This window comes from Cryptosporangium arvum DSM 44712 (assembly GCF_000585375.1).
GTDB lineage: Bacteria > Actinomycetota > Actinomycetes > Mycobacteriales > Cryptosporangiaceae > Cryptosporangium > Cryptosporangium arvum.
In genome coordinates this window covers 6,889,221-6,906,287 of the sequence record NZ_KK073874.1, presented here as the reverse complement: position 1 = coordinate 6,906,287, position 17,067 = coordinate 6,889,221, and the positions used below count along the sequence as shown (strand labels likewise).

17 protein-coding genes are annotated in these 17,067 nt (G+C 71.4%); 12 read left to right on the top strand and 5 right to left on the bottom strand.

The annotated features are described in order from the left end of the window. The first annotated feature begins 67 nt into the window (after nt 1-67). Nucleotides 68-430 (top strand): TFIIB-type zinc ribbon-containing protein, encoded by a 363-nt coding sequence (locus CRYAR_RS31660; RefSeq protein WP_035856919.1) that lies wholly within the window; start codon nt 68-70, stop codon nt 428-430. Here CRYAR_RS31660 and CRYAR_RS31655 read toward each other — a convergent pair. Next, on the bottom strand, nt 427-993 hold the full coding sequence (locus tag CRYAR_RS31655) for a GNAT family N-acetyltransferase (RefSeq protein WP_035856918.1): 567 nt from the start codon (nt 991-993) through the stop codon (nt 427-429). The two genes, CRYAR_RS31660 and CRYAR_RS31655, sit on opposite strands and share 4 nt — an antisense overlap. 56 nt (nt 994-1,049) lie before the next feature. Between CRYAR_RS31655 and CRYAR_RS31650 the strand changes: the two genes are divergently transcribed. The 5 genes from CRYAR_RS31650 to CRYAR_RS31630 all read left to right on the top strand — a co-directional run bounded on the left by CRYAR_RS31650 (nt 1,050) and on the right by CRYAR_RS31630 (nt 6,534). Then, nucleotides 1,050-2,441, top strand: a complete 1,392-nt coding sequence (locus tag CRYAR_RS31650; RefSeq protein ID WP_157018224.1) for a winged helix-turn-helix domain-containing protein — start codon at nt 1,050-1,052, stop codon at nt 2,439-2,441. 73 nt (nt 2,442-2,514) lie between these two features. Further along, complete coding sequence (locus CRYAR_RS31645; RefSeq protein WP_051571203.1) at nt 2,515-3,063, top strand: DUF2752 domain-containing protein; 549 nt, start codon at nt 2,515-2,517, stop codon at nt 3,061-3,063. A 38-nt stretch (nt 3,064-3,101) separates the two neighbouring features. Next, nucleotides 3,102-3,860, top strand: coding sequence for an FAD-dependent thymidylate synthase (gene thyX / locus CRYAR_RS31640; RefSeq protein ID WP_035856917.1), 759 nt, complete (start codon nt 3,102-3,104; stop codon nt 3,858-3,860). A gap of 44 nt (nt 3,861-3,904) precedes the next feature. Then, a complete protein-coding gene (dapA, locus tag CRYAR_RS31635) occupies nt 3,905-4,819 on the top strand; it encodes a 4-hydroxy-tetrahydrodipicolinate synthase (protein WP_035856916.1) in 915 nt (304 codons plus the stop codon). Then, entirely contained in the window at nt 4,816-6,534 is a 1,719-nt protein-coding gene (locus CRYAR_RS31630) for a ribonuclease J (RefSeq protein ID WP_051571202.1), read from the top strand. Before dapA ends, CRYAR_RS31630 begins: the two co-directional genes overlap by 4 nt. Nucleotides 6,535-6,602: 68 nt before the next feature. On the opposite strand, the gene CRYAR_RS48245 is transcribed toward CRYAR_RS31630, so the two are convergent. Continuing rightward, the gene (locus CRYAR_RS48245; protein WP_169744970.1) at nt 6,603-6,740 is read right to left on the bottom strand and encodes a hypothetical protein; all 138 of its coding nucleotides are present in this window, start codon (nt 6,738-6,740) and stop codon (nt 6,603-6,605) included. 157 nt (nt 6,741-6,897) lie between these two features. On the opposite strand from CRYAR_RS48245, the gene CRYAR_RS31625 reads away from it, so the two are divergent. After that, nucleotides 6,898-9,459: a DNA translocase FtsK 4TM domain-containing protein gene (locus tag CRYAR_RS31625; RefSeq protein WP_035856914.1), complete on the top strand. Its 2,562-nt coding sequence runs from the start codon at nt 6,898-6,900 to the stop codon at nt 9,457-9,459. Between the two features lie 3 nt (nt 9,460-9,462). Here CRYAR_RS31625 and CRYAR_RS31620 read toward each other — a convergent pair whose 3' ends face one another. Then, nucleotides 9,463-10,014, bottom strand: coding sequence for a hypothetical protein (locus CRYAR_RS31620; protein WP_157018222.1), 552 nt, complete (start codon nt 10,012-10,014; stop codon nt 9,463-9,465). Nucleotides 10,015-10,508: 494 nt separating this feature from the next. Between CRYAR_RS31620 and CRYAR_RS43920 the strand changes: the two genes are divergently transcribed. Then, nucleotides 10,509-11,471: a nucleoside-diphosphate kinase gene (locus tag CRYAR_RS43920; RefSeq protein WP_281174641.1), complete on the top strand. Its 963-nt coding sequence runs from the start codon at nt 10,509-10,511 to the stop codon at nt 11,469-11,471. Here the strand turns inward: CRYAR_RS43920 and CRYAR_RS31610 are convergent. Further along, a complete protein-coding gene (locus tag CRYAR_RS31610) occupies nt 11,450-12,106 on the bottom strand; it encodes a peptide deformylase (protein ID WP_169745106.1) in 657 nt (218 codons plus the stop codon). The two genes, CRYAR_RS43920 and CRYAR_RS31610, sit on opposite strands and share 22 nt — an antisense overlap. A gap of 282 nt (nt 12,107-12,388) precedes the next feature. On the opposite strand from CRYAR_RS31610, the gene CRYAR_RS31605 reads away from it, so the two are divergent. Then, on the top strand, nt 12,389-13,090 hold the full coding sequence (locus CRYAR_RS31605) for an HAD family hydrolase (RefSeq protein WP_157018218.1): 702 nt from the start codon (nt 12,389-12,391) through the stop codon (nt 13,088-13,090). On the opposite strand, the gene CRYAR_RS31600 is transcribed toward CRYAR_RS31605, so the two are convergent. Next, nucleotides 13,052-14,044: a helix-turn-helix domain-containing protein gene (locus CRYAR_RS31600; protein ID WP_245620731.1), complete on the bottom strand. Its 993-nt coding sequence runs from the start codon at nt 14,042-14,044 to the stop codon at nt 13,052-13,054. The two genes, CRYAR_RS31605 and CRYAR_RS31600, sit on opposite strands and share 39 nt — an antisense overlap. A gap of 244 nt (nt 14,045-14,288) precedes the next feature. Between CRYAR_RS31600 and rimO the strand changes: the two genes are divergently transcribed. The 3 genes from rimO to CRYAR_RS31585 are packed head-to-tail and all read left to right on the top strand — an operon-like array spanning nt 14,289 to nt 16,875. Continuing rightward, nucleotides 14,289-15,785: a 30S ribosomal protein S12 methylthiotransferase RimO gene (gene rimO, locus CRYAR_RS31595; RefSeq protein WP_035856911.1), complete on the top strand. Its 1,497-nt coding sequence runs from the start codon at nt 14,289-14,291 to the stop codon at nt 15,783-15,785. A 29-nt stretch (nt 15,786-15,814) separates the two neighbouring features. Next, nucleotides 15,815-16,399: a CDP-diacylglycerol--glycerol-3-phosphate 3-phosphatidyltransferase gene (pgsA, locus tag CRYAR_RS31590; protein WP_035856910.1), complete on the top strand. Its 585-nt coding sequence runs from the start codon at nt 15,815-15,817 to the stop codon at nt 16,397-16,399. Further along, complete coding sequence (locus CRYAR_RS31585; protein WP_035856909.1) at nt 16,396-16,875, top strand: CinA family protein; 480 nt, start codon at nt 16,396-16,398, stop codon at nt 16,873-16,875. Before pgsA ends, CRYAR_RS31585 begins: the two co-directional genes overlap by 4 nt. Nucleotides 16,876-17,067: the final 192 nt, after the last annotated feature.

Sequence of the window (17,067 nt, the reverse complement as noted above, 5' to 3'; positions counted from 1 at the left end):
CGGAACCTGTGAACGGCGCTCAGCCGTTGGCAGGGTGTCCATTCACCACTGAGGAGGCCTCCCGGTCATGATCTGTCCGAAGTGCCAGGCACCGATGCGACAGTACGAGCGAGCCGGAGTCACGATCGACCAGTGCACTGAGTGCCGGGGAATCTTCCTGGACCGAGGCGAACTCGAGCGTCTGGTCGACGCGGAAGACAAGTACGGCCGCGGACGCGGTGCGCCGAGCGCTCCGCCGCCCGCGCAGGGCTACCCGCCCCAGCCCGGATACGGCCAGCAGCCCGCGTACGGCCAGCCCGGCTACGGGCAACCGGCGTACCCGAGCCACTCGTCGCACGCCTCCGGCTACGGCGGCCACGGGCACCACGGCCACCGTCGCCACCGCGGCCACCGTCGTCACAAGAGCGTCTTCGACGACCTGTTCGGCTAGAACTCCGTCGCGAGGCGGAGTTCGGGTACCTCGGTGCCGTTCATGTCGAGGACCCGACCGACCCCGTCGGGGGCCCACCCGGCGGATTCGAGGAAGTTCCGGCTCGCCTGATCGGCGTCCAGGGCCCAGGTGACGGCCCGGGTGAAACCGTTCTCGCGAGCCACGTCGGCCACGGCGGCCAGCAATCGGCTGCCGTGGCCGCGGCGTCCCCAGCGGGGCTCGACGAGCAGCGTGCTCACGGCCAGCGTGGTGGCGTCCCACTCGCCGTCGGGACGCTCACCGGAGGTGTAGCCCGGGCCGACGAGGTCCTCCGCGGTCGCGGGCCCGGCGGCGGCGAAGCCGACCGCGACCTCGCCCTCGGTGGCCACCAGCACGTGGTGGCGCGGCGTCGGCGGTTCCACGATCGCCGAGCGCCACTGCGCCGCGACGTCGTCGGCGTCCAGCGCCGCCAGCACGGCCTCCGGTACCACCCGCGCGTAGGCGGTGCGCCAGGTCTCCAACTGGATCCTGGCCACCGAGTCCGCATCCTCCGACCGTGCCGGCCGCACGAAAGCATCAACCACGCTGCGCAGCGTAGTCAGCGGCGATTCTGTCGGTGGGGCCGGGCAGGATGGGCGCCGTGACGACGCTTCAGAGTCTGTCGGCGGGCGAGGCGCGGCGGGCCGCGCTCGCCGCCCAGGGTTTCGCCGATCCGCGGCCGAGCGGCAACCCCGGCGCCCGCGCGCTGCACCGCGTGCTCGACCGGGTGGGGCTGTTCCAGATCGACTCGGTGAACGTGCTGGTCCGCTCGCATTACCTCCCGGCCTTCAGCCGCCTCGGCGCCTACCGGCCCGAGCTGCTCGAGCGGGCCGCGTACGCACCGAAGCGGCAGCTGTTCGAGTACTGGGCGCACGAGGCCTCGCTGCTGCCGGTCGACACCCAGCCGTTCCTGCGCTGGCGGATGGCGCAGGCGGCCGAGAAGTCCTGGGGCGGCATGCGGCGCATCGCGGCGGAGAAACCCGAGCTGGTGGCGAAGGTCCGCGACACGATCGCCGAACGCGGCCCGATGAGCGCGGGCGAGCTCGAAGCCGAGAGCGGCGCGAAAGCCCCGCGTTCGGGCCCCTGGTGGGATTGGCGGGAGAGCAAGCTCGCGCTGGAGTACCTGTTCTGGGCCGGCGAGGTCAGCACGTTCGACCGGCGCAACTTCGAGCGCCGGTACGACCTCACCGAGCGGGTGCTGCCCCCGGAGGTGATCGCCACCCCCACGCCGGCCCCCGCCGACGCGTACCGCGAGCTGATCCGCCGCTCGGCCCGGGCGCTGGGCGTGGCCACCGAGCCCGATCTGCGCGACTACTTCCGGCTCAAGCCGCACCAGTCCAAGCCCGCGGTGGCCGAGCTGGTCGAGGAGGGTGCGCTGATCCCGGTCGCCGTCGAGGGCTGGCGTGACGTCGGGTACCTGGCCGTCGGCGCGCGCATCCCGCGCCGGGTCTCCGCGAGTGCGCTGCTCTCCCCGTTCGATTCGCTGATCTGGTTCCGGCCGCGCACCGAGCGCCTGTTCGGGTTCCACTACCGCCTGGCGTTCTACACCCCGGCGCCGCAGCGGGTGCACGGGTACTACGTGCTCCCGTTCCTGTTCCGCGGTCAGCTCGTCGGCCGGGTCGACCTGAAAGCCGACCGGGCCGCCGGGGTGCTGCGGGTACCGGGGGCGTTCGGCGAACCGGCGCTCACCGCCCCGCTCGTGCCCCCCGGCGACGGCGAGACCGCGCTGCCGCTACCGGCCTCGAGTGGCGGGACGGGGCTGCCGGCCTCGCGCGGCGCGACCGTGCGGCCGGGGGCCGATGGCACCGCCGTCCGCGGGGGCGCCACCGGAGCGGTCCGCGGTGCGGCCGCACGGCGGCGGGCCTTCGCCGACGAGGCGGTGGCCGCGCTGGCGGCCGAGTTGTGGTCGCTGGCCGGCTGGCTCGGTCTGGAGGGCGTCGAAGTCGCCCCGAACGGCGATCTCGCGGCCCCGCTGATCACCGCGGTCGGGTGACCGCAACGCCCGATCGGCGATCGCGAACCGCGTGTATCGTCGGCCGGAGAGCCACGTTTCCAGAGGAGGACGGATGCTCGAGCAGGCCGGAGCACCGGGGCCGGTGGCGCCAGCGGGTGCGCCCGTGCCGCCTCCGCACGGCGAGCACGCGCACTACGGCTGGGAGCCCACCCCGCCGAGCCGCTTCGAGCGCATCGCCATGGCCGCCTGGACCAAGCCGTCCTGGCTCGCCCCGCTGGCGATCCTGGGCTGCGTGGGGGCCGCCGGCACGTACGTGCTGAGCAACAACCCCACCGACGCGCAGCTCGACCCGCTCGGCCCGTGCGCGTTCAAGCTGCTCACCGGGCTCGACTGCCCGGGTTGCGGCGGCACCCGGATGGTCTGGTACCTGCTGCACGGCGACATCCTCAACGCGGTGCGCTACCACGTCGTCGCGCTGATCGCGATCCCGATCCTCGCCTGGGCGTACGTCGTTTTCGCCGCCAACCGCCTGTTCAAGGTGAAACTGCCGAGCAAGCGCATCCCGCTGCTCGCGGTCTTCGGCTACCTCCTCTTCTGGGTGGTCTTCGCGGTGTTGCGCAACCTTCCGTGGGCTCCGTTCGACTGGTTCTACGTAAGCTGACCGGCGACCCCCTCCCCGGTTAACAGCAAGGAGCAATCGTGGCCGAGATCGTGCCGCTGTCTGTCCGCGCGATCGCTTGGACGCACTTCGAACCCCCGGCCGACGTCGACTGGTCGACCGATGCCGAGGGCGGCGAGGCGCTCGCCGAGTTCGCCGGCCGTGCGTGCTACCAGTCGTGGAGCAAGCCGAACCCGGCCACCGCCACCAACGCCGGCTACCTGCGCCACATCCTCGACGTCGGCCACCTCTCGGTGCTCGAGCACGGCAGCGTCACGTTCTACCTCACCGGCGTCTCCCGCTCGCTCACCCACGAGCTGATCCGCCACCGGCACTTCAGCTACAGCCAGCTCTCCCAGCGGTACGTGCCCGAGCGCGACGCGGCGATGGTCGAGCCGGAGATCATCGCCGAGGACCCCGAGCTGCACGCGGCGTTCGCCAAGGCCGCCGAGGCCAGCGTCGCCGCCTACACCGAGCTGCTCGAGGGCCTGGAGAAGAAGTTCGCCGAGGAAGGCGCCACCAACCGCACGTTGGCGCGCAAGCAGGCCCGCCAGGCCGCCCGGAGCGTGCTCCCGAACGCCACCGAGACGCGCATCGTCGTCACCGGTAACTACCGTGCGTGGCGGCACTTCGTGGCGATGCGTGCCACCGAGCACGCTGACGTCGAGATCCGTGCGCTGGCCGTGGCGTGCCTGCGTGAACTGCAGCGGATCGCGGCGAACGCGTTCGCCGACTTCACCATCACGGCACTGCCGGACGGCACTGAGGTAGCCACCAGTCCCTTGGTCACCGAGGGCTGAGTCCGCCGACGCGTCATGGCCGCCGGGACGGTAGCGTGAGCAGCATGAGTGCCGATCCACGGCGGCCGTTCGGCCGCGTTCTCACCGCCATGGTCACGCCGTTCGCGGCGGACGGGTCTCTCGACCTCAAGGGCGCGCAGGCCGTGGCCGAGCACCTGGTGGACGTGGCCGGCAACGACGGTCTGATCGTCAACGGCACCACCGGTGAAGCCCCCACGATGACCGACGCCGAGAAGGAGTCGGTGCTGCGTGCGGTCCTCGAGGCCGTCGGCGACCGGGCGACGATCGTGGCCGGTGCGGGGAACAACGACACCCAGCACTCGCTGGAGCTCGTGCGTACCGCGGAGAAGGCCGGCGCGCACGGCGTCCTCATCGTCTCGCCGTACTACAACAAGCCGCCGCAGGCGGGTCTGGCCCGGCACGTCCGCACGCTCGGGGACGCCACCGGTCTGCCGATCATGCTCTACGACATCCCGCACCGGACCGGTGTGGCGTTCGCCACCGAGACGCTCGTCGAGCTCGCGGAGCACCCGCGGGTCGTCGCGGTCAAGGACGCCAAGGGCGACCTGGCCGCCAGCGCCGAGGTGATCGCGAACACCGACCTGGCCTGGTACAGCGGCGACGACATCCTCACGCTGCCGCTGCTGTCGGTGGGCGCGGTCGGCGTCGTCAGCGTCACCGGGCACCTGGTCGCGCCGCGGATCCGCGCGATGATCGACGCGTTCGAGCGCGGCGACGTCGCCGGAGCCACCGCCCTGCACCAAGGCATGTTGCCGATCGACATCGGCGTTTTCCGTACCCAGGCAGCGATTCTCACCAAGGCCGCGTACAACCTGCTGGGCCTGCCCGGCGGGTCGGTGCGGTCCCCGCTGGTCGACGCGACCCCGGAGCAGATCGCCGTGCTCCGGGACGACCTCGCGCGCGGCGGAGTGGACCTAGACAGCAAGGAGCGCGCATGACAAACCCGCCGGGGAGCAAGAAGGGGCAGCCGGTGGCACCGGCGGTACTCGGACCGCCCCCACCGCTTCCGGCCGGGGGCCTGCGTGTGCTGCCGCTCGGTGGTCTGGGCGCGATCGGGCGCAACATGACCGTGTTCGAGTCCGAGGGGCGCCTGCTCGTCGTCGACTGCGGTGTGTTGTTCCCCGAGGCCGACCAGCCGGGCGTCGACCTGATCCTCCCGGACTTCACACCGATCGCCGACCGTCTGGACGACATCGAGGCGATCGTCCTCACCCACGGGCACGAGGACCACATCGGTGGTGTGCCGTACCTGCTGCGGCTCAAGCCCGACATCCCGCTCGTCGGCTCCCGCTTCACGCTCGCGCTGATCGAGGCGAAGCTGCGTGAGCACCGCATCGAGCCCTACAGCCTCACCGTGCGCGAGGGGCAGGCCGAGCAGCTCGGCCCGTTCGGCTGCGAGTTCTTCGCGGTCAACCACTCGATCCCCGACGCGCTGGCGGTGGCGATCCGCACGTCGGCCGGCACCGTGCTGCACACCGGCGACTTCAAGATGGACCAGTTGCCGCTCGACGGCCGGCTCACCGACCTGGGCGGCTTCCACCGCATCGGGCGCGAGGGCGTCGACCTGCTGCTGGCCGACTCGACGAATGCCGAGGTGCCGGGTTTCGTCACCTCCGAGCGGGAGATCGGGCCGGTGCTCGAGGACCTGTTCCGGTCGGCCAAGCGCAAGATCATCGTCGCGAGCTTCGCCTCCCACGTGCACCGCGTCCAGCAGGTGCTCGACGCCGCCCACGTGCACGGCCGGCGGGTCGCGTTCGTCGGGCGCTCGATGGTCCGCAACATGGGGGTCGCCCGCGACCTGAAGTTGCTGAAGATCCCCGAGGGTCTCGTCGTCTCGCTCGACGACGCCGCCAACCTCCCGCCCGAGAAGGTCGTCTTCATGTCGACCGGCTCCCAGGGCGAGCCGATGAGCGCGCTCGGCCGCATGGTCTCGCGCGACCACCGGCACATCACGATCGAGCCGGGCGACACCGTGATCCTGGCGTCGTCGCTGGTGCCGGGGAACGAGAGCGCGGTCTACCGGGTCATCAACGGGCTCGCCCGATGGGGCGCGAACGTGATCCACAAGGAAGTGGCGAAGGTCCACGTGTCCGGCCACGCGCCGGCCGGCGAACTGCTGTACCTGCTCAACGCCGTGAAGCCGCGCAACTACATGCCGGTCCACGGCGAGTGGCGGCACCTGCAGGCCAACGCCCGCCTCGGTGCGCAGACCGGGGTCCCGGCCGACCGCATCGTGCTCGCGTCCGACGGTGACGTGATCGACCTGGTCGGCGGCCGCGCGCGGATCACCGGCCACATCGACACGCACTACGTCTACGTGGACGGTCTGGCCGTCGGTGACGTCGGCGAGACCGCGCTGACCGAGCGGCGCATCCTCGGTGACGAGGGGTTCATCGCGGTCACCGTGGTGGTCGACGAAGCCACCGGCAAGGTCGTCGGTGGCCCGTTCGTCGCCGCCCGCGGCTTCGCCGACGACCCGACGTCGTTCGACCCGGTGCTCCCGCTCATCGAGCAGGCGCTGAACGCCGCCGCGGCCGACGGGGTCATCGAGCCGCGGCAGCTCCAGCAGACCGTGCGGCGCACGGTCGGGCGCTGGGTGTCCGACACCTACCGGCGTCGCCCGATGATCGTCCCGACGGTGCTCGAGGTCTGAATCGCCGACGGGGCAGCGCCGAGGTTCGGCGCTGCCCCGTATCGACCGTTGTCGAGGTCCGGCCGCGTCTAGTAGCGACGGCCTTTCAACCGGCTGGAGAGCTTGCGTAGCTTCTGCTGGTTGGAGGGCTTGGACAGCTCCCGCTGAGCCTGGTTGATCAGTTGCTGGCCCTTGGGCGTGCGTGCGAACGCACGGAGTCGGTTCATGATCGACGCCATCGGTTGCCTCCCTGGTGGCGAATATGCCTCTCCCAGGGAACAACGTCCGAGCAACCTGTAATCGTTCCGACACCCGTCGTCGCGGCGTGTCGCTCCCCGGCGCGCTTGCGTGAGAGACGAGTGTCGGCACGATACGGTCATCACCATGGCTGGTGGTGGTTCACGTGTGTCCGGATCGAGGGGACCCGCGAAAAAGGCTGCCCCGCGCAAGACGGCCGCCCGCAAGGCCACCGCGGCCAAGGCGGCGCCCCGGAAGGCGACGACCGGGAAGCGCCCCGCCGCGCGGGCGAAGGCCGCTCCTTCCCGCGTACCCGGTCCCGGCCAGGTCCTCGTCAACGCGTGGCTGCTGGTCGCGCGGGGCGTCGGCGGGGGAGTGCGTGCGGCAGGGCGGCAGGCGTCGTCGGCCCGTGAGCTCCCTCCGGAGCACCGGCGCGACGGCGCGGGGCTGGCCGTTCTCGCGTTGGCGATCGTGGCGGCCGCCGCGCTCTGGTTCGACGCCGGTGGCCCCACCGGTGAGGGCATCCGCATCGGCGTCCGCTGGCTCGTCGGGTCGGCCGCCGTCGCGCTCCCGATCCTGTTCGGAGCCGCGGCCGTCCGCATGATGCGCACGCCGTCCGACCCGGAGCACCGGGGCCGGATGCTCGTCGGATGGTCGGCGCTGACGATCGGTTTACTCGGCCTGTTCCACCTCGGAGCCGGTGACGCCGCGGACCCCGACACCTGGACGCACGCCGGTGGCGTGATCGGACGGTTCTCGGCCGGTCCGCTCGTCGCGGCGGTCACCGCCTGGGTCGCGATCCCGATCCTGATCCTCGTCGTGATCTTCGGCGTCCTCGTCGTCACCGCGACGCCGATCGCCGCCATCCCGGCTCGTCTCGACCAGCTCTGGGGCCTCACCCAGGGCCGGGTCCCGACGATCCAGCCCGACGTCGAGTACGACGAGGCCGGCCTGGAAGTGGTCGAGGACGCGGTCGCGCCGCCCAAGCCCCGGCGTCGGCGCCGCGTGGCCGAGGAGATCGCGCCGGACAACGGCCCGGTTGGCGATCCGGAGGAGACCGGCGCCATCCGGCGGTCCGGTCCGGACAGTGTGCCCGCCTCCGGTGTGCCCGGCCCCCGCCCGGGCGAGCGGCGTCCCAAGCCGTCGGACATCCCCGCGACGCCGCCCAAGGCCGCGCCCGAGCACTCCCCGGCGCCGACGCGCTCGGAGCAGCTCGCGCTGACCGCGACCGAGGGCGACTACCGGCTGCCACCCCCCGACCTGCTCGCGGCCGGCCCGCCGGCCAAGACACGCAGCCGCGCCAACGACACCGTGATCTCGGCGCTGACCGGCGTGTTCGAACAGTTCGACGTGGACGCGGCCGTCACCGGCTTCACCCGCGGCCCGACGGTGACGCGGTACGAGATCGAGCTCGGCCCCGCGGTGAAGGTCGAGCGCATCACGCAGCTCTCCCGCAACATCGCGTACGCGGTGAAGTCGCCGGACGTGCGGATCATCAGCCCGATCCCGGGGAAGTCCGCGGTCGGTGTGGAGATCCCCAACACCGACCGGGAGACGGTGTCGCTCGGCGACGTCCTGCGCAGCCACGCGGCCACCAGCGACGAGCACCCGATGCTCGTCGGCCTGGGCAAGGACATCGAGGGCGGGTACGTCGTCGCGAACCTCGCGAAGATGCCGCACATCCTGGTCGCCGGCGCGACCGGCGCCGGTAAGTCCAGCTGCATCAACACGCTGCTGGTGTCGATCCTGACCCGGTCGACGCCGGACGAGGTGCGGCTGGTCCTGATCGACCCGAAGCGGGTCGAGCTGACGCTCTACGAGGGCATCCCGCACCTGGTCACGCCGATCATCACGAACGCCAAGAAGGCCGCGGACGCCCTGCAGTGGGTCGTGCGCGAGATGGACATGCGCTACGAGGACCTGGCGGCCTCGGGCGTGCGTCACATCGACGACTTCAACAAGCGGGTGAAGTCGGGCCAGATCACCGCGCCTCCGGGCAGCGAGCGGGTCTACAAGCCCTACCCGTACCTGCTGGTGATCGTCGACGAGCTCGCCGACCTGATGATGGTGGCCCCCCGCGACGTCGAGGACGCGATCGTGCGGATCACCCAGCTCGCGCGGGCGGCCGGCATCCACCTGGTGCTGGCCACCCAGCGGCCGTCGGTGGACGTCGTCACCGGTCTGATCAAGGCCAACGTGCCGTCACGGCTGGCGTTCTCCACCTCGTCGCTGGCCGACTCGCGGGTCATCATCGACCAGCCGGGCGCGGAGAAGCTCGTCGGCCGCGGTGACGGGCTGTTCCTGCCGATGGGTGCGTCGAAGCCGATCCGCATCCAGGGCGCGTGGGTCACCGAGAACGAGACCGCGGCGATCGTCAAGTTCTGCAAGGAGCAGCGCGAGGCGGAGTTCCGCGCGGACGTCACCGCGCCGGCCGTCGCCAAGAAGGACATCGACGAGGACATCGGCGACGACCTCGACCTGCTGGTCCAGGCGGTCGAGCTGGTCGTCACGACGCAGTTCGGGTCCACCTCGATGCTCCAGCGCAAGCTGCGCGTCGGCTTCGCGAAGGCCGGGCGTCTGATGGACCTGATGGAGTCGCGTGGCGTCGTCGGGCCGTCCGAGGGCTCCAAGGCCCGGGACGTGCTGGTGAAGCCGGACGAGCTCGATTCGGTGCTCGTGGTGCTCCGCGGGGGCACCCCCGCGGAGTGAGTGTCACGCCGGGTGCGCGGCCGCCAGCGCGGCCGCCCTGGCGCCGGCCTCGGCCGGGGTGAGCACCTGGCCACCGACGACCACGGCTTCGAACATCGACAGGGGGATGCGCTCGAACAGGGGCGACCCCAGCGTCTCGAAGACGACGCCGGGGACCAGCCGGTCCGGCGTCGTGACGACGACCGTGGGCAGCCGCTGGGCCAGTTCACGCGTGCTGACGATGTTGAGGATCTCGGTGGGCCCCACGGCGTCGGCTCCGCACAGGCCGGTGGCCCCGACTCCGGTGGCCCCGACTCCGGTGGTTCCGACTCCGGAGTCGGAACCACCGGCCCCGGTCGCGGTGTCGGCGCCGAGTTCGGCGAGCACCCGCCGGGTCAGGCTGCTGCTCGGCGCCGTCACGAAGCCACCCTCGCGGTCACGAAGGAGCGCGTGGGCCGTCTCGATCGCGGTGCGGGCGTCGAGTTCCAGGCGGTCGCCGAAGGCCTCCAGCGTCGCCGCCGGAGCACCGGACGCGAGGGCCCGCTCCAGGTGCCAAAGGCTGGCGTATCCACTCAATTCCCGACGTAGGAAACGCACGCATTCGGTGACGCGATCCGGCTCGTCGGTAAGTTTCTTCAACACCTCGATGGCCATCCCGGTAACGCCGGTACAGCCGACGCCCCGGACGGATATCAGGTCGACGAGGGACGGCGGAATTCTGGAGTCGGTCACCCGAGGGGCCTTTCTTGATCGTTCATTGTGCGCCACCAAAATACCCGGCGTCGACAATTACGCAATGACCTCTCGGGCACGCACGAACCCCTGCCCGGATACCTCGACGTATCGCGATGATACGAGCGCTGGTTGCGACGGATCGGAGCGGTGTCGAATCCACGGCAGGAACTGTCGTGACTATTCGTCACGGGAGTATCCACCGCTGGGATCGGCCCTGGCTGACCGGATACATTGACGGAAAGCGCGGAGACCGATCCGGTGTGTGAGGCTGGCGCCCGGCGCCAGAGCGACGAGGTTCGGCCGGCATCGGCACGCCTACCGCCTGGAGGAATCTAGTGGCCGTTCCGCACCCATCGGTATTTCTCCCCGAGCACGTCTTTCCGCCTGAACGCGTTTCGTCACTCCTCACCCGTTCGGCCGCCAAGCAACAACTCTATTCCGTCGACACCTATTTCCGGGATTCCTGGGAGGACCTCGTCGGGGTCTGCAATTCCCGGGCCGAGGAAATTGCGGAGCGTCACGCTTTTCTCCTGCTCAAGCCGGACGCGGTGGTCAGGCGTCAATTGAGCGCGGCGCTCAAATGGCTCTCCGCGGAGGGGTGGGAGGTCGTGCACGCGCGCCGATTCCGGGTGAACCGGTGGGCCGTGCGCGCACTGTGGCAATATCAGTGGAACACCGCGACCCGCGATCGCCGGGAAATGGCCGACTGCTACATGACGGCAACGGATTCACTCGTACTCATTCTCCGTATCGCCGGTGAATCCCCGGAATGGGCGTGCACGGAGCTCACCCACGCCAAAGGTGGGTCCGACCCGCTGCGCTGCCGCCCCGGTCAGCTGCGGTACGCGCTGGGCACCCTGAACCAGCAGCTGAACCTGGTCCACAGTGCGGACGAACCGGCGGACCTGGTCCGCGAGATCGGGATCTGCTTCCCGGCCGAGGAGCGGAGCGCGCTCTACGCGGCGCTCGCCGACGGTGCGGACGCCTGGCGTGAGGCGTTCGCGTTGGCACACGCGCTCGAGGCGGCCCAGGAGCCGCTCGACCTGACGCTGTCGGGCACCGTCGAGCAGGTGCTCGCCCGGGCCGCCGGGGCGAGCGAGCTGCACACCTGTCTCACCCGGCTCGGTGCGGGTGAGGACGTGTCCTGGTCCGCGGTCTCACGCGCGGCCGAGCGGTCGGGCGTCACCCTGGGGGACTGGGAACGGATCGTGCTCGGCACCTCTCTCCTGGTGCCGACACTGGCCGGGGTCGCCCCGCTCCTGCCGGACGGGTCCGCTCACCCGCCGGAGTTGCCGTAGTCCCAGCGGTGCCCGGTGCCGCGGTAGTCGCTGGCCGCGATCAGGTGCTCGGTGGCGTCCATCCGGTCGGTGTAGAGCTTGCCGTCGAGGTGATCGATCTCGTGCAGCACCAGCCGGGCGACGCTCTCGGTGAAGACGCTGACCAGCGACAAACCGTCGTAGCGCTGGTGCTCCACCGTGATCGACAGCGGCCGCGCCAGCCGGCCCCTGGCGTCGAAGAAGCTCAGGCACCCCTCGAACTTCGGCTCGTCGACCTCCGCCGACTCGCCGATCAGCCGCGGGTTGATCAGCTCGATCCGCTTGCCGTCCGGGTCGATCACCACGGTGGCCCTGCGGTCGATCCGGATCTGCGGCGCGGCGAGCCCGGTGCCCTTGCTGAACGCGTGCACCTGCCGGATCGCGCCGAGGTGCTCGTGCAGCGCCCGGATGACGGTCCTGGCCGCTCCGGCCTCGGCCGGCAGCGCGAACGGGGCCGCGATCGTGTGGAGCATCGGCTCCTCGCCCAGCTGTGCGATCCCCAGCTGCCGCATGAGGGTGCTCGACGGTCCGGCCGGCACGGCCGCCGGACGGGAGGCGGGCGAGCCGGAGCCGCCGCCGGGGGCGTCGGTGACGGGAACAGCAGGGGGTAGCGACATGTCCGGACGGCTCCACGGCATCAGGCGGGGCGGTAAGGGCTCCCGGGCGGCCCGGAACGCCGAGAAGAGTGATTCTCATGGGACAGCAGAGGCTCATGAGACTTCGACACACTAGCGGGCGCGATCAGCGCGCGCCGTCCCGCCGCCGGTCGCGTCCACATGGGAGGAAAACGCCGCTGAATCGCTGATCGCGAGGTGTGATTCTCATGCTCACTCATCCGTCGCGGACGCCGGATCGATTGCGACTCGCCCGGAGTCAACTCACTCTGGGGTGTGTCGCACTTGCCGGGAAGTGATGAGAGCCCACAAGAAGACAACCCGTTACCCCTGCGGGCGGTGCTGTTCGACATGGACGGCACGCTGGTCGCGAGTGACGGTGTCTGGGACCAGGCCATGATCGAGTTAGCCACCGCCTACGGCGGCCGGCTGCCGTCCGAGTTCTTCGTCCGCAGCATCGGGCTCGCCGCCGCCGAAGCGATGGTGATCGCCCACGAGGCGCTGGGCCTGCCCGACGACGACCTTCCCGACAACCTGCGCTGGGTGCACAACCGCGTGCTGACGCTCCTGAGCGTGACGCCACCGCGCTGGTTCGAGGGTGCGCGCGAGCTCGTCCGCACGGTCCGGCGCTCCGGCCTGCGGACCGGTCTGGTGACCTCGTCGAGCCGGGACCACGTCGACGCCGCGCTGGCCGAGGCCGACCGGCGCCGGTTCGACGTCATCGTCTCCGGCGACGACGTGCTGACGCCCAAGCCCAGCGCGGAGCCCTATCTGTGCGCGGCCGACGCACTGGGCGTCGCGCCCGGCGAGTGCGCGGTCGTGGAGGACTCGGCGATCGGCGCGGCCAGCGCGCTGGCCGCCGGCTGCCGGGTCGTCGTGGTGACACCGGTGACGGGGGAGTGCCTCACCGTGGGCGGGATCGCGGAGGTCGACCTCGACCTCCTGCGATCACTGCAGCACGGCCGGCCGTCGCCGGTTCAGGGTTGAGCGTCGGGTGCCTGATCTTCCGGAGTGGTCGGGGCGCTCGCCGCGCTCCGACCGCTCGGCCCGATCGGTCGCGCGACCCGACCGCAGGCCGGCGCCCGGCCCGTTCTGGAACTGCCAGAGCAGGCGGTACCGCGCGTTCAGCTGGGGCTGCGGAACCTCCCAGAACCACTCGACTTCACCCTCGGTGGTGTGCGTCACCTGCGGCGTGACGCCCAGCGGCGACCCGTCGGCGGTCATCGAGGTCTCGGTGCCCCACACCCGCGGCTCGAGGTGGGCCGGGAACGTGAGCCGCACCGAGAGGTACCGGGTGGGCAGCCGGATCGCGCGCTGGAACCAGCGGCCCCAGATGCTCTCCGGCACCGTGTACGAGTACTCGATCCAGGTGCGTGCGCCCGGGTAGAGCGGGAACTCGTAGTCGCCGTTGCGGAACTGGAGCCAGACCTGCTTGGCGAACGGCTGGTCGTTCGTCACCCGCCAGTCCATCGGCTCGCCCTCGCACACCGCGCGCAGGTCGATCGTGTCCCAGGTGAGCGGCGCGTCGGACTGGTCGTCGCTGCTGATCTTGATCCAGTACAGCGTCACCGGCTTGCTGCCCACGTTGTGCAGGTGACGACGGATCGTCATCACGTAGTCCCGGCCGTCGAACCGCAGCGAGGCCTCTTCGCGCTCGACCACGAGATCGGAGGACGGGTCCGCGGTGACCGACACCGGCACGGCCGCGCCGGCGGCCGCGTTCTGCCGGGTGCGGTCGTACTCCCGCCAGAGCGCCAACAGCCGCCCGCCGAGCCCGAGGACGTCGTCCGCGCGGCGCGCGAAATCCTCGGTGGGGCGGTGCCGCCCGCTCTCGATGTGGCTGACGTACGACGGATCGAACGACATCCGTCGGGCGAGCGCCTTCTTCGATAAACCGGCATCGACACGACGCCTCGTCAGCTCCGTGCGAAACGCATCCATCGCCGCTGTCACCTGCGTCACCGGGGTAGTCGTGACGTCATGGTCCATGTGCGCACCTCACTGAGTGCGTGGACTTACTCCACACACTGTAAGCCGTACGAGCGTCAGGCGGCGACGTGTATCCGGTTTATGGCAATTCATCCCGTCGAATGTGTCACCTTCGCCCCCTTCGGGTTCCGCTGGACCCGGGTGCGAGGGTCCCGGTCCGGCGGGCGAACCCAGCATCGGCCGGTAGGCTCGCCGCATGCCTCGGAATGCCGGCGACCGCCGGGTCGCTCTCGTCACGCTGGGATGCGCGCGCAACGAGGTCGACTCCGAAGAGCTCGCCGGTCGCCTGGCCGGTGACGGCTGGGAACTGGTCGACGCCTCGGATGCCGACGTCGTCCTCGTCAACACCTGCGGGTTCGTCGAGCAAGCCAAGAAGGACTCGGTCGACACGCTGCTCGCCGCGTCCGACGGCGGTGCCAAGGTCGTCGCGGCCGGGTGCATGGCCGAGCGGTACGGCAACGAGCTGGCCACCGCGCTGCCGGAGGCCGACGCCGTGCTGGGCTTCGACGACTACGCGTCGATCTCCGACCGGCTCGACCGCGTGCTGGCCGGCGAGGAACTCACCGCCCACACCCCGCGCGACCGGCGCACGCTGCTGCCGATCAGCCCGGTGGAGCGCTCGGCGGCCGACGTCGCCGTCCCCGGGCACGCCGAACTCCCGGCCGGCCTGGCCCCGGCGAGCGGCCCGCGCGTCCTGCGTCGCCGGCTCGAGGGTGGCCCGGTGGCGCCGCTCAAGCTGGCCAGCGGGTGCGACCGGCGGTGCGCGTTCTGCGCGATCCCGTCCTTCCGCGGCGCGTTCGTCTCCCGGCGCCCCACCGAGATCGTCGAGGAAGCCCGGTGGCTGGCCTCGCAGGGCGTCCGCGAGCTCGTGCTGGTCAGCGAGAACTCCTCGTCCTACGGCAAGGACCTCGGCGACCCCCGGCTGCTGGAGGCCCTGCTCCCCGAGCTGGCGGCGGTGCCCGGCATCGTCCGCGTCCGGGTGTCCTACCTGCAGCCGGCCGAGACCCGGCCGTCGCTGATCGAGGTCATCGCCACCACGCCCGGCGTCGTCCCCTACTTCGACCTGTCGTTCCAGCACTCCAGCGAGCCGGTGCTGCGCCGGATGCGCCGTTTCGGCTCCACCGAGCGCTTCCTGGAGCTGCTGGCGACCGCGCGCCGGCTGGCGCCCGAGGCCGGGGTGCGCTCGAACTTCATCGTCGGGTTCCCCGGCGAGACCAAGGCCGACGTCGCCGAGCTGGCCCGGTTCCTGACCGCGGCGCGGCTCGACGCGATCGGCGTGTTCGGCTACTCCGACGAGGACGGCACCGAGGCCGCGACGCTGACCGGCAAGGTGCGCCGCGACACGATCGACCGCCGGTTCGACCGGATCTCGCGGCTCGCCGAGGAGCTCACCGCGCAACGCGCCGAGGAACGGCACGGCACGATCGTCGAGGTGCTCGTCGAATCGGTGGGCGACGACGGTGTCGCGGAAGGGCGCGGGGAACACCAGGCGCCCGAGGTCGACGGGTCGGTGACGCTGCACGGCGAGTGTCCGGTGCTCGGCCGTCCCGCCGTCGGCGACCTGGTGCGCGCGCGGGTCACCGGCAGCCTCGGGGTCGATCTGGAGGCCGAGGTGCTCGGCGTCGTCGACCGGGTCGGCGTCGAGCCGGAGCTCCTCGCGCGGGCCCTCGCGCCCGTCGGCTCTGGCGGATGAGCGGCGTGGCGGCCGGCGCTGAGTCGCCAATGCCTTCCGAGGACGTCCCCAAGAAGCAGGCGCCCCTGCTGAACGCGGCTAACGTGCTCACCGCACTGCGGATCGTGCTCGTGCCGGTGTTCGTCGCCGCGCTGATCGTCTCGGACGGCACGCACACCGGGTGGCTGTGGACGTCGGCGACGTTGTTCGCGATCGCGTCGATCACCGACTACTGGGACGGCCGGATCGCCCGCGCCCACGACCTGGTGACGCCGTTCGGCGCGGTCGCCGACCCGATCGCCGACAAGGCGCTCACCGGTGCGGCGCTGATCGGGCTCTCGGCCTACGACCTGCTGCCGTGGTGGGTCACCGTGGTGATCATCGTCCGCGAGCTCGGCGTCACCGCGCTGCGGTTCTGGGTCATGCGGCACGGCGTGATCGCGGCCAGCCGCGGCGGGAAGCTCAAGACGCTGCTCCAGATCATCGCGATCATCTGGTACCTCTGCCCGATCCCGGATCCGATCGACCACGTCGGGTCCGTCGTGATGGGAGCGGCGGTGCTCGCGACCGTCGTGACCGGAGCGGATTACGTCGTCCGCGCGCTGACGCTGCGCCGCACCGGACGGGAGCGGTGAGCACCGAGCCGACCGCGGCCGGTGTGCTGGCGGCGCTGCGCGCGCGGGGGGAGACGCTGGCGACCGCGGAGTCGCTCACCGGCGGGCTGCTCGCCGCGCACCTGGTCGACGTGCCGGGCGCGTCCCGGGTGTTCCGCGGCGGCGTCGTCGCGTACGCCACCGATCTCAAAGCGACGCTCGTCGGCGTCGACCAGGCGCTGCTGGACCGGCTCGGCCCGGTCGCCGCCGAGGTCGCCGCCGCGCTCGCCGGGGGCGCCCGCCGCCGCTGCGGCGCGGACTGGGGAATCGGCACGACCGGTGTGGCCGGCCCCGACCCGCAGGACGGCAAGCCGGCCGGGACCGTGTTCGTGGGCGTGACGGGTCCGTCCGGGGCCGTCACCCGGGCGCTGCGGCTCACCGGGGACCGGGCCGCGATCCGGGCCGCGACGGTCGCCGAGGCCGTCGCGCTGCTGGCCGCCGAGCTGGGGAAGGCCTGAGCTGCTCCGGACGTTACGTACTCCGATGCCTGAAGCAGACGAAATCCGACGGGTACCCGACCCGGCGATGAACGGCCAGCGGTTACGCCCTGGGCAAACCTCGCCCTCTCGACGGCCCGTCACCGTGCCTCCGGCTGCGAGCCCGGAGTACGGTGACTCCATGCCTGATCCCTGGCAGCTGTGCGAGAGGGG

Bases quoted from the DNA above. Each gene is read 5' to 3' on its own strand.
- CRYAR_RS31660 (WP_035856919.1), top strand. From the start codon at position 68: ATGATCTGTCCGAAGTGCCAGGCACCGATGCGACAGTACGAGCGAGCC.
- CRYAR_RS31645 (WP_051571203.1), top strand. From the start codon at position 2,515: ATGCTCGAGCAGGCCGGAGCACCGGGGCCGGTGGCGCCAGCGGGTGCG.
- dapA (WP_035856916.1), top strand. From the start codon at position 3,905: ATGAGTGCCGATCCACGGCGGCCGTTCGGCCGCGTTCTCACCGCCATG.
- CRYAR_RS31630 (WP_051571202.1), top strand. From the start codon at position 4,816: ATGACAAACCCGCCGGGGAGCAAGAAGGGGCAGCCGGTGGCACCGGCG.
- CRYAR_RS48245 (WP_169744970.1), bottom strand. From the start codon at position 6,740: ATGAACCGACTCCGTGCGTTCGCACGCACGCCCAAGGGCCAGCAACTG.
- CRYAR_RS31625 (WP_035856914.1), top strand. From the start codon at position 6,898: ATGGCTGGTGGTGGTTCACGTGTGTCCGGATCGAGGGGACCCGCGAAA.
- CRYAR_RS31610 (WP_169745106.1), bottom strand. From the start codon at position 12,106: ATGTCGCTACCCCCTGCTGTTCCCGTCACCGACGCCCCCGGCGGCGGC.
- CRYAR_RS31600 (WP_245620731.1), bottom strand. From the start codon at position 14,044: ATGGATGCGTTTCGCACGGAGCTGACGAGGCGTCGTGTCGATGCCGGT.
- rimO (WP_035856911.1), top strand. From the start codon at position 14,289: ATGCCTCGGAATGCCGGCGACCGCCGGGTCGCTCTCGTCACGCTGGGA.
- pgsA (WP_035856910.1), top strand. From the start codon at position 15,815: ATGCCTTCCGAGGACGTCCCCAAGAAGCAGGCGCCCCTGCTGAACGCG.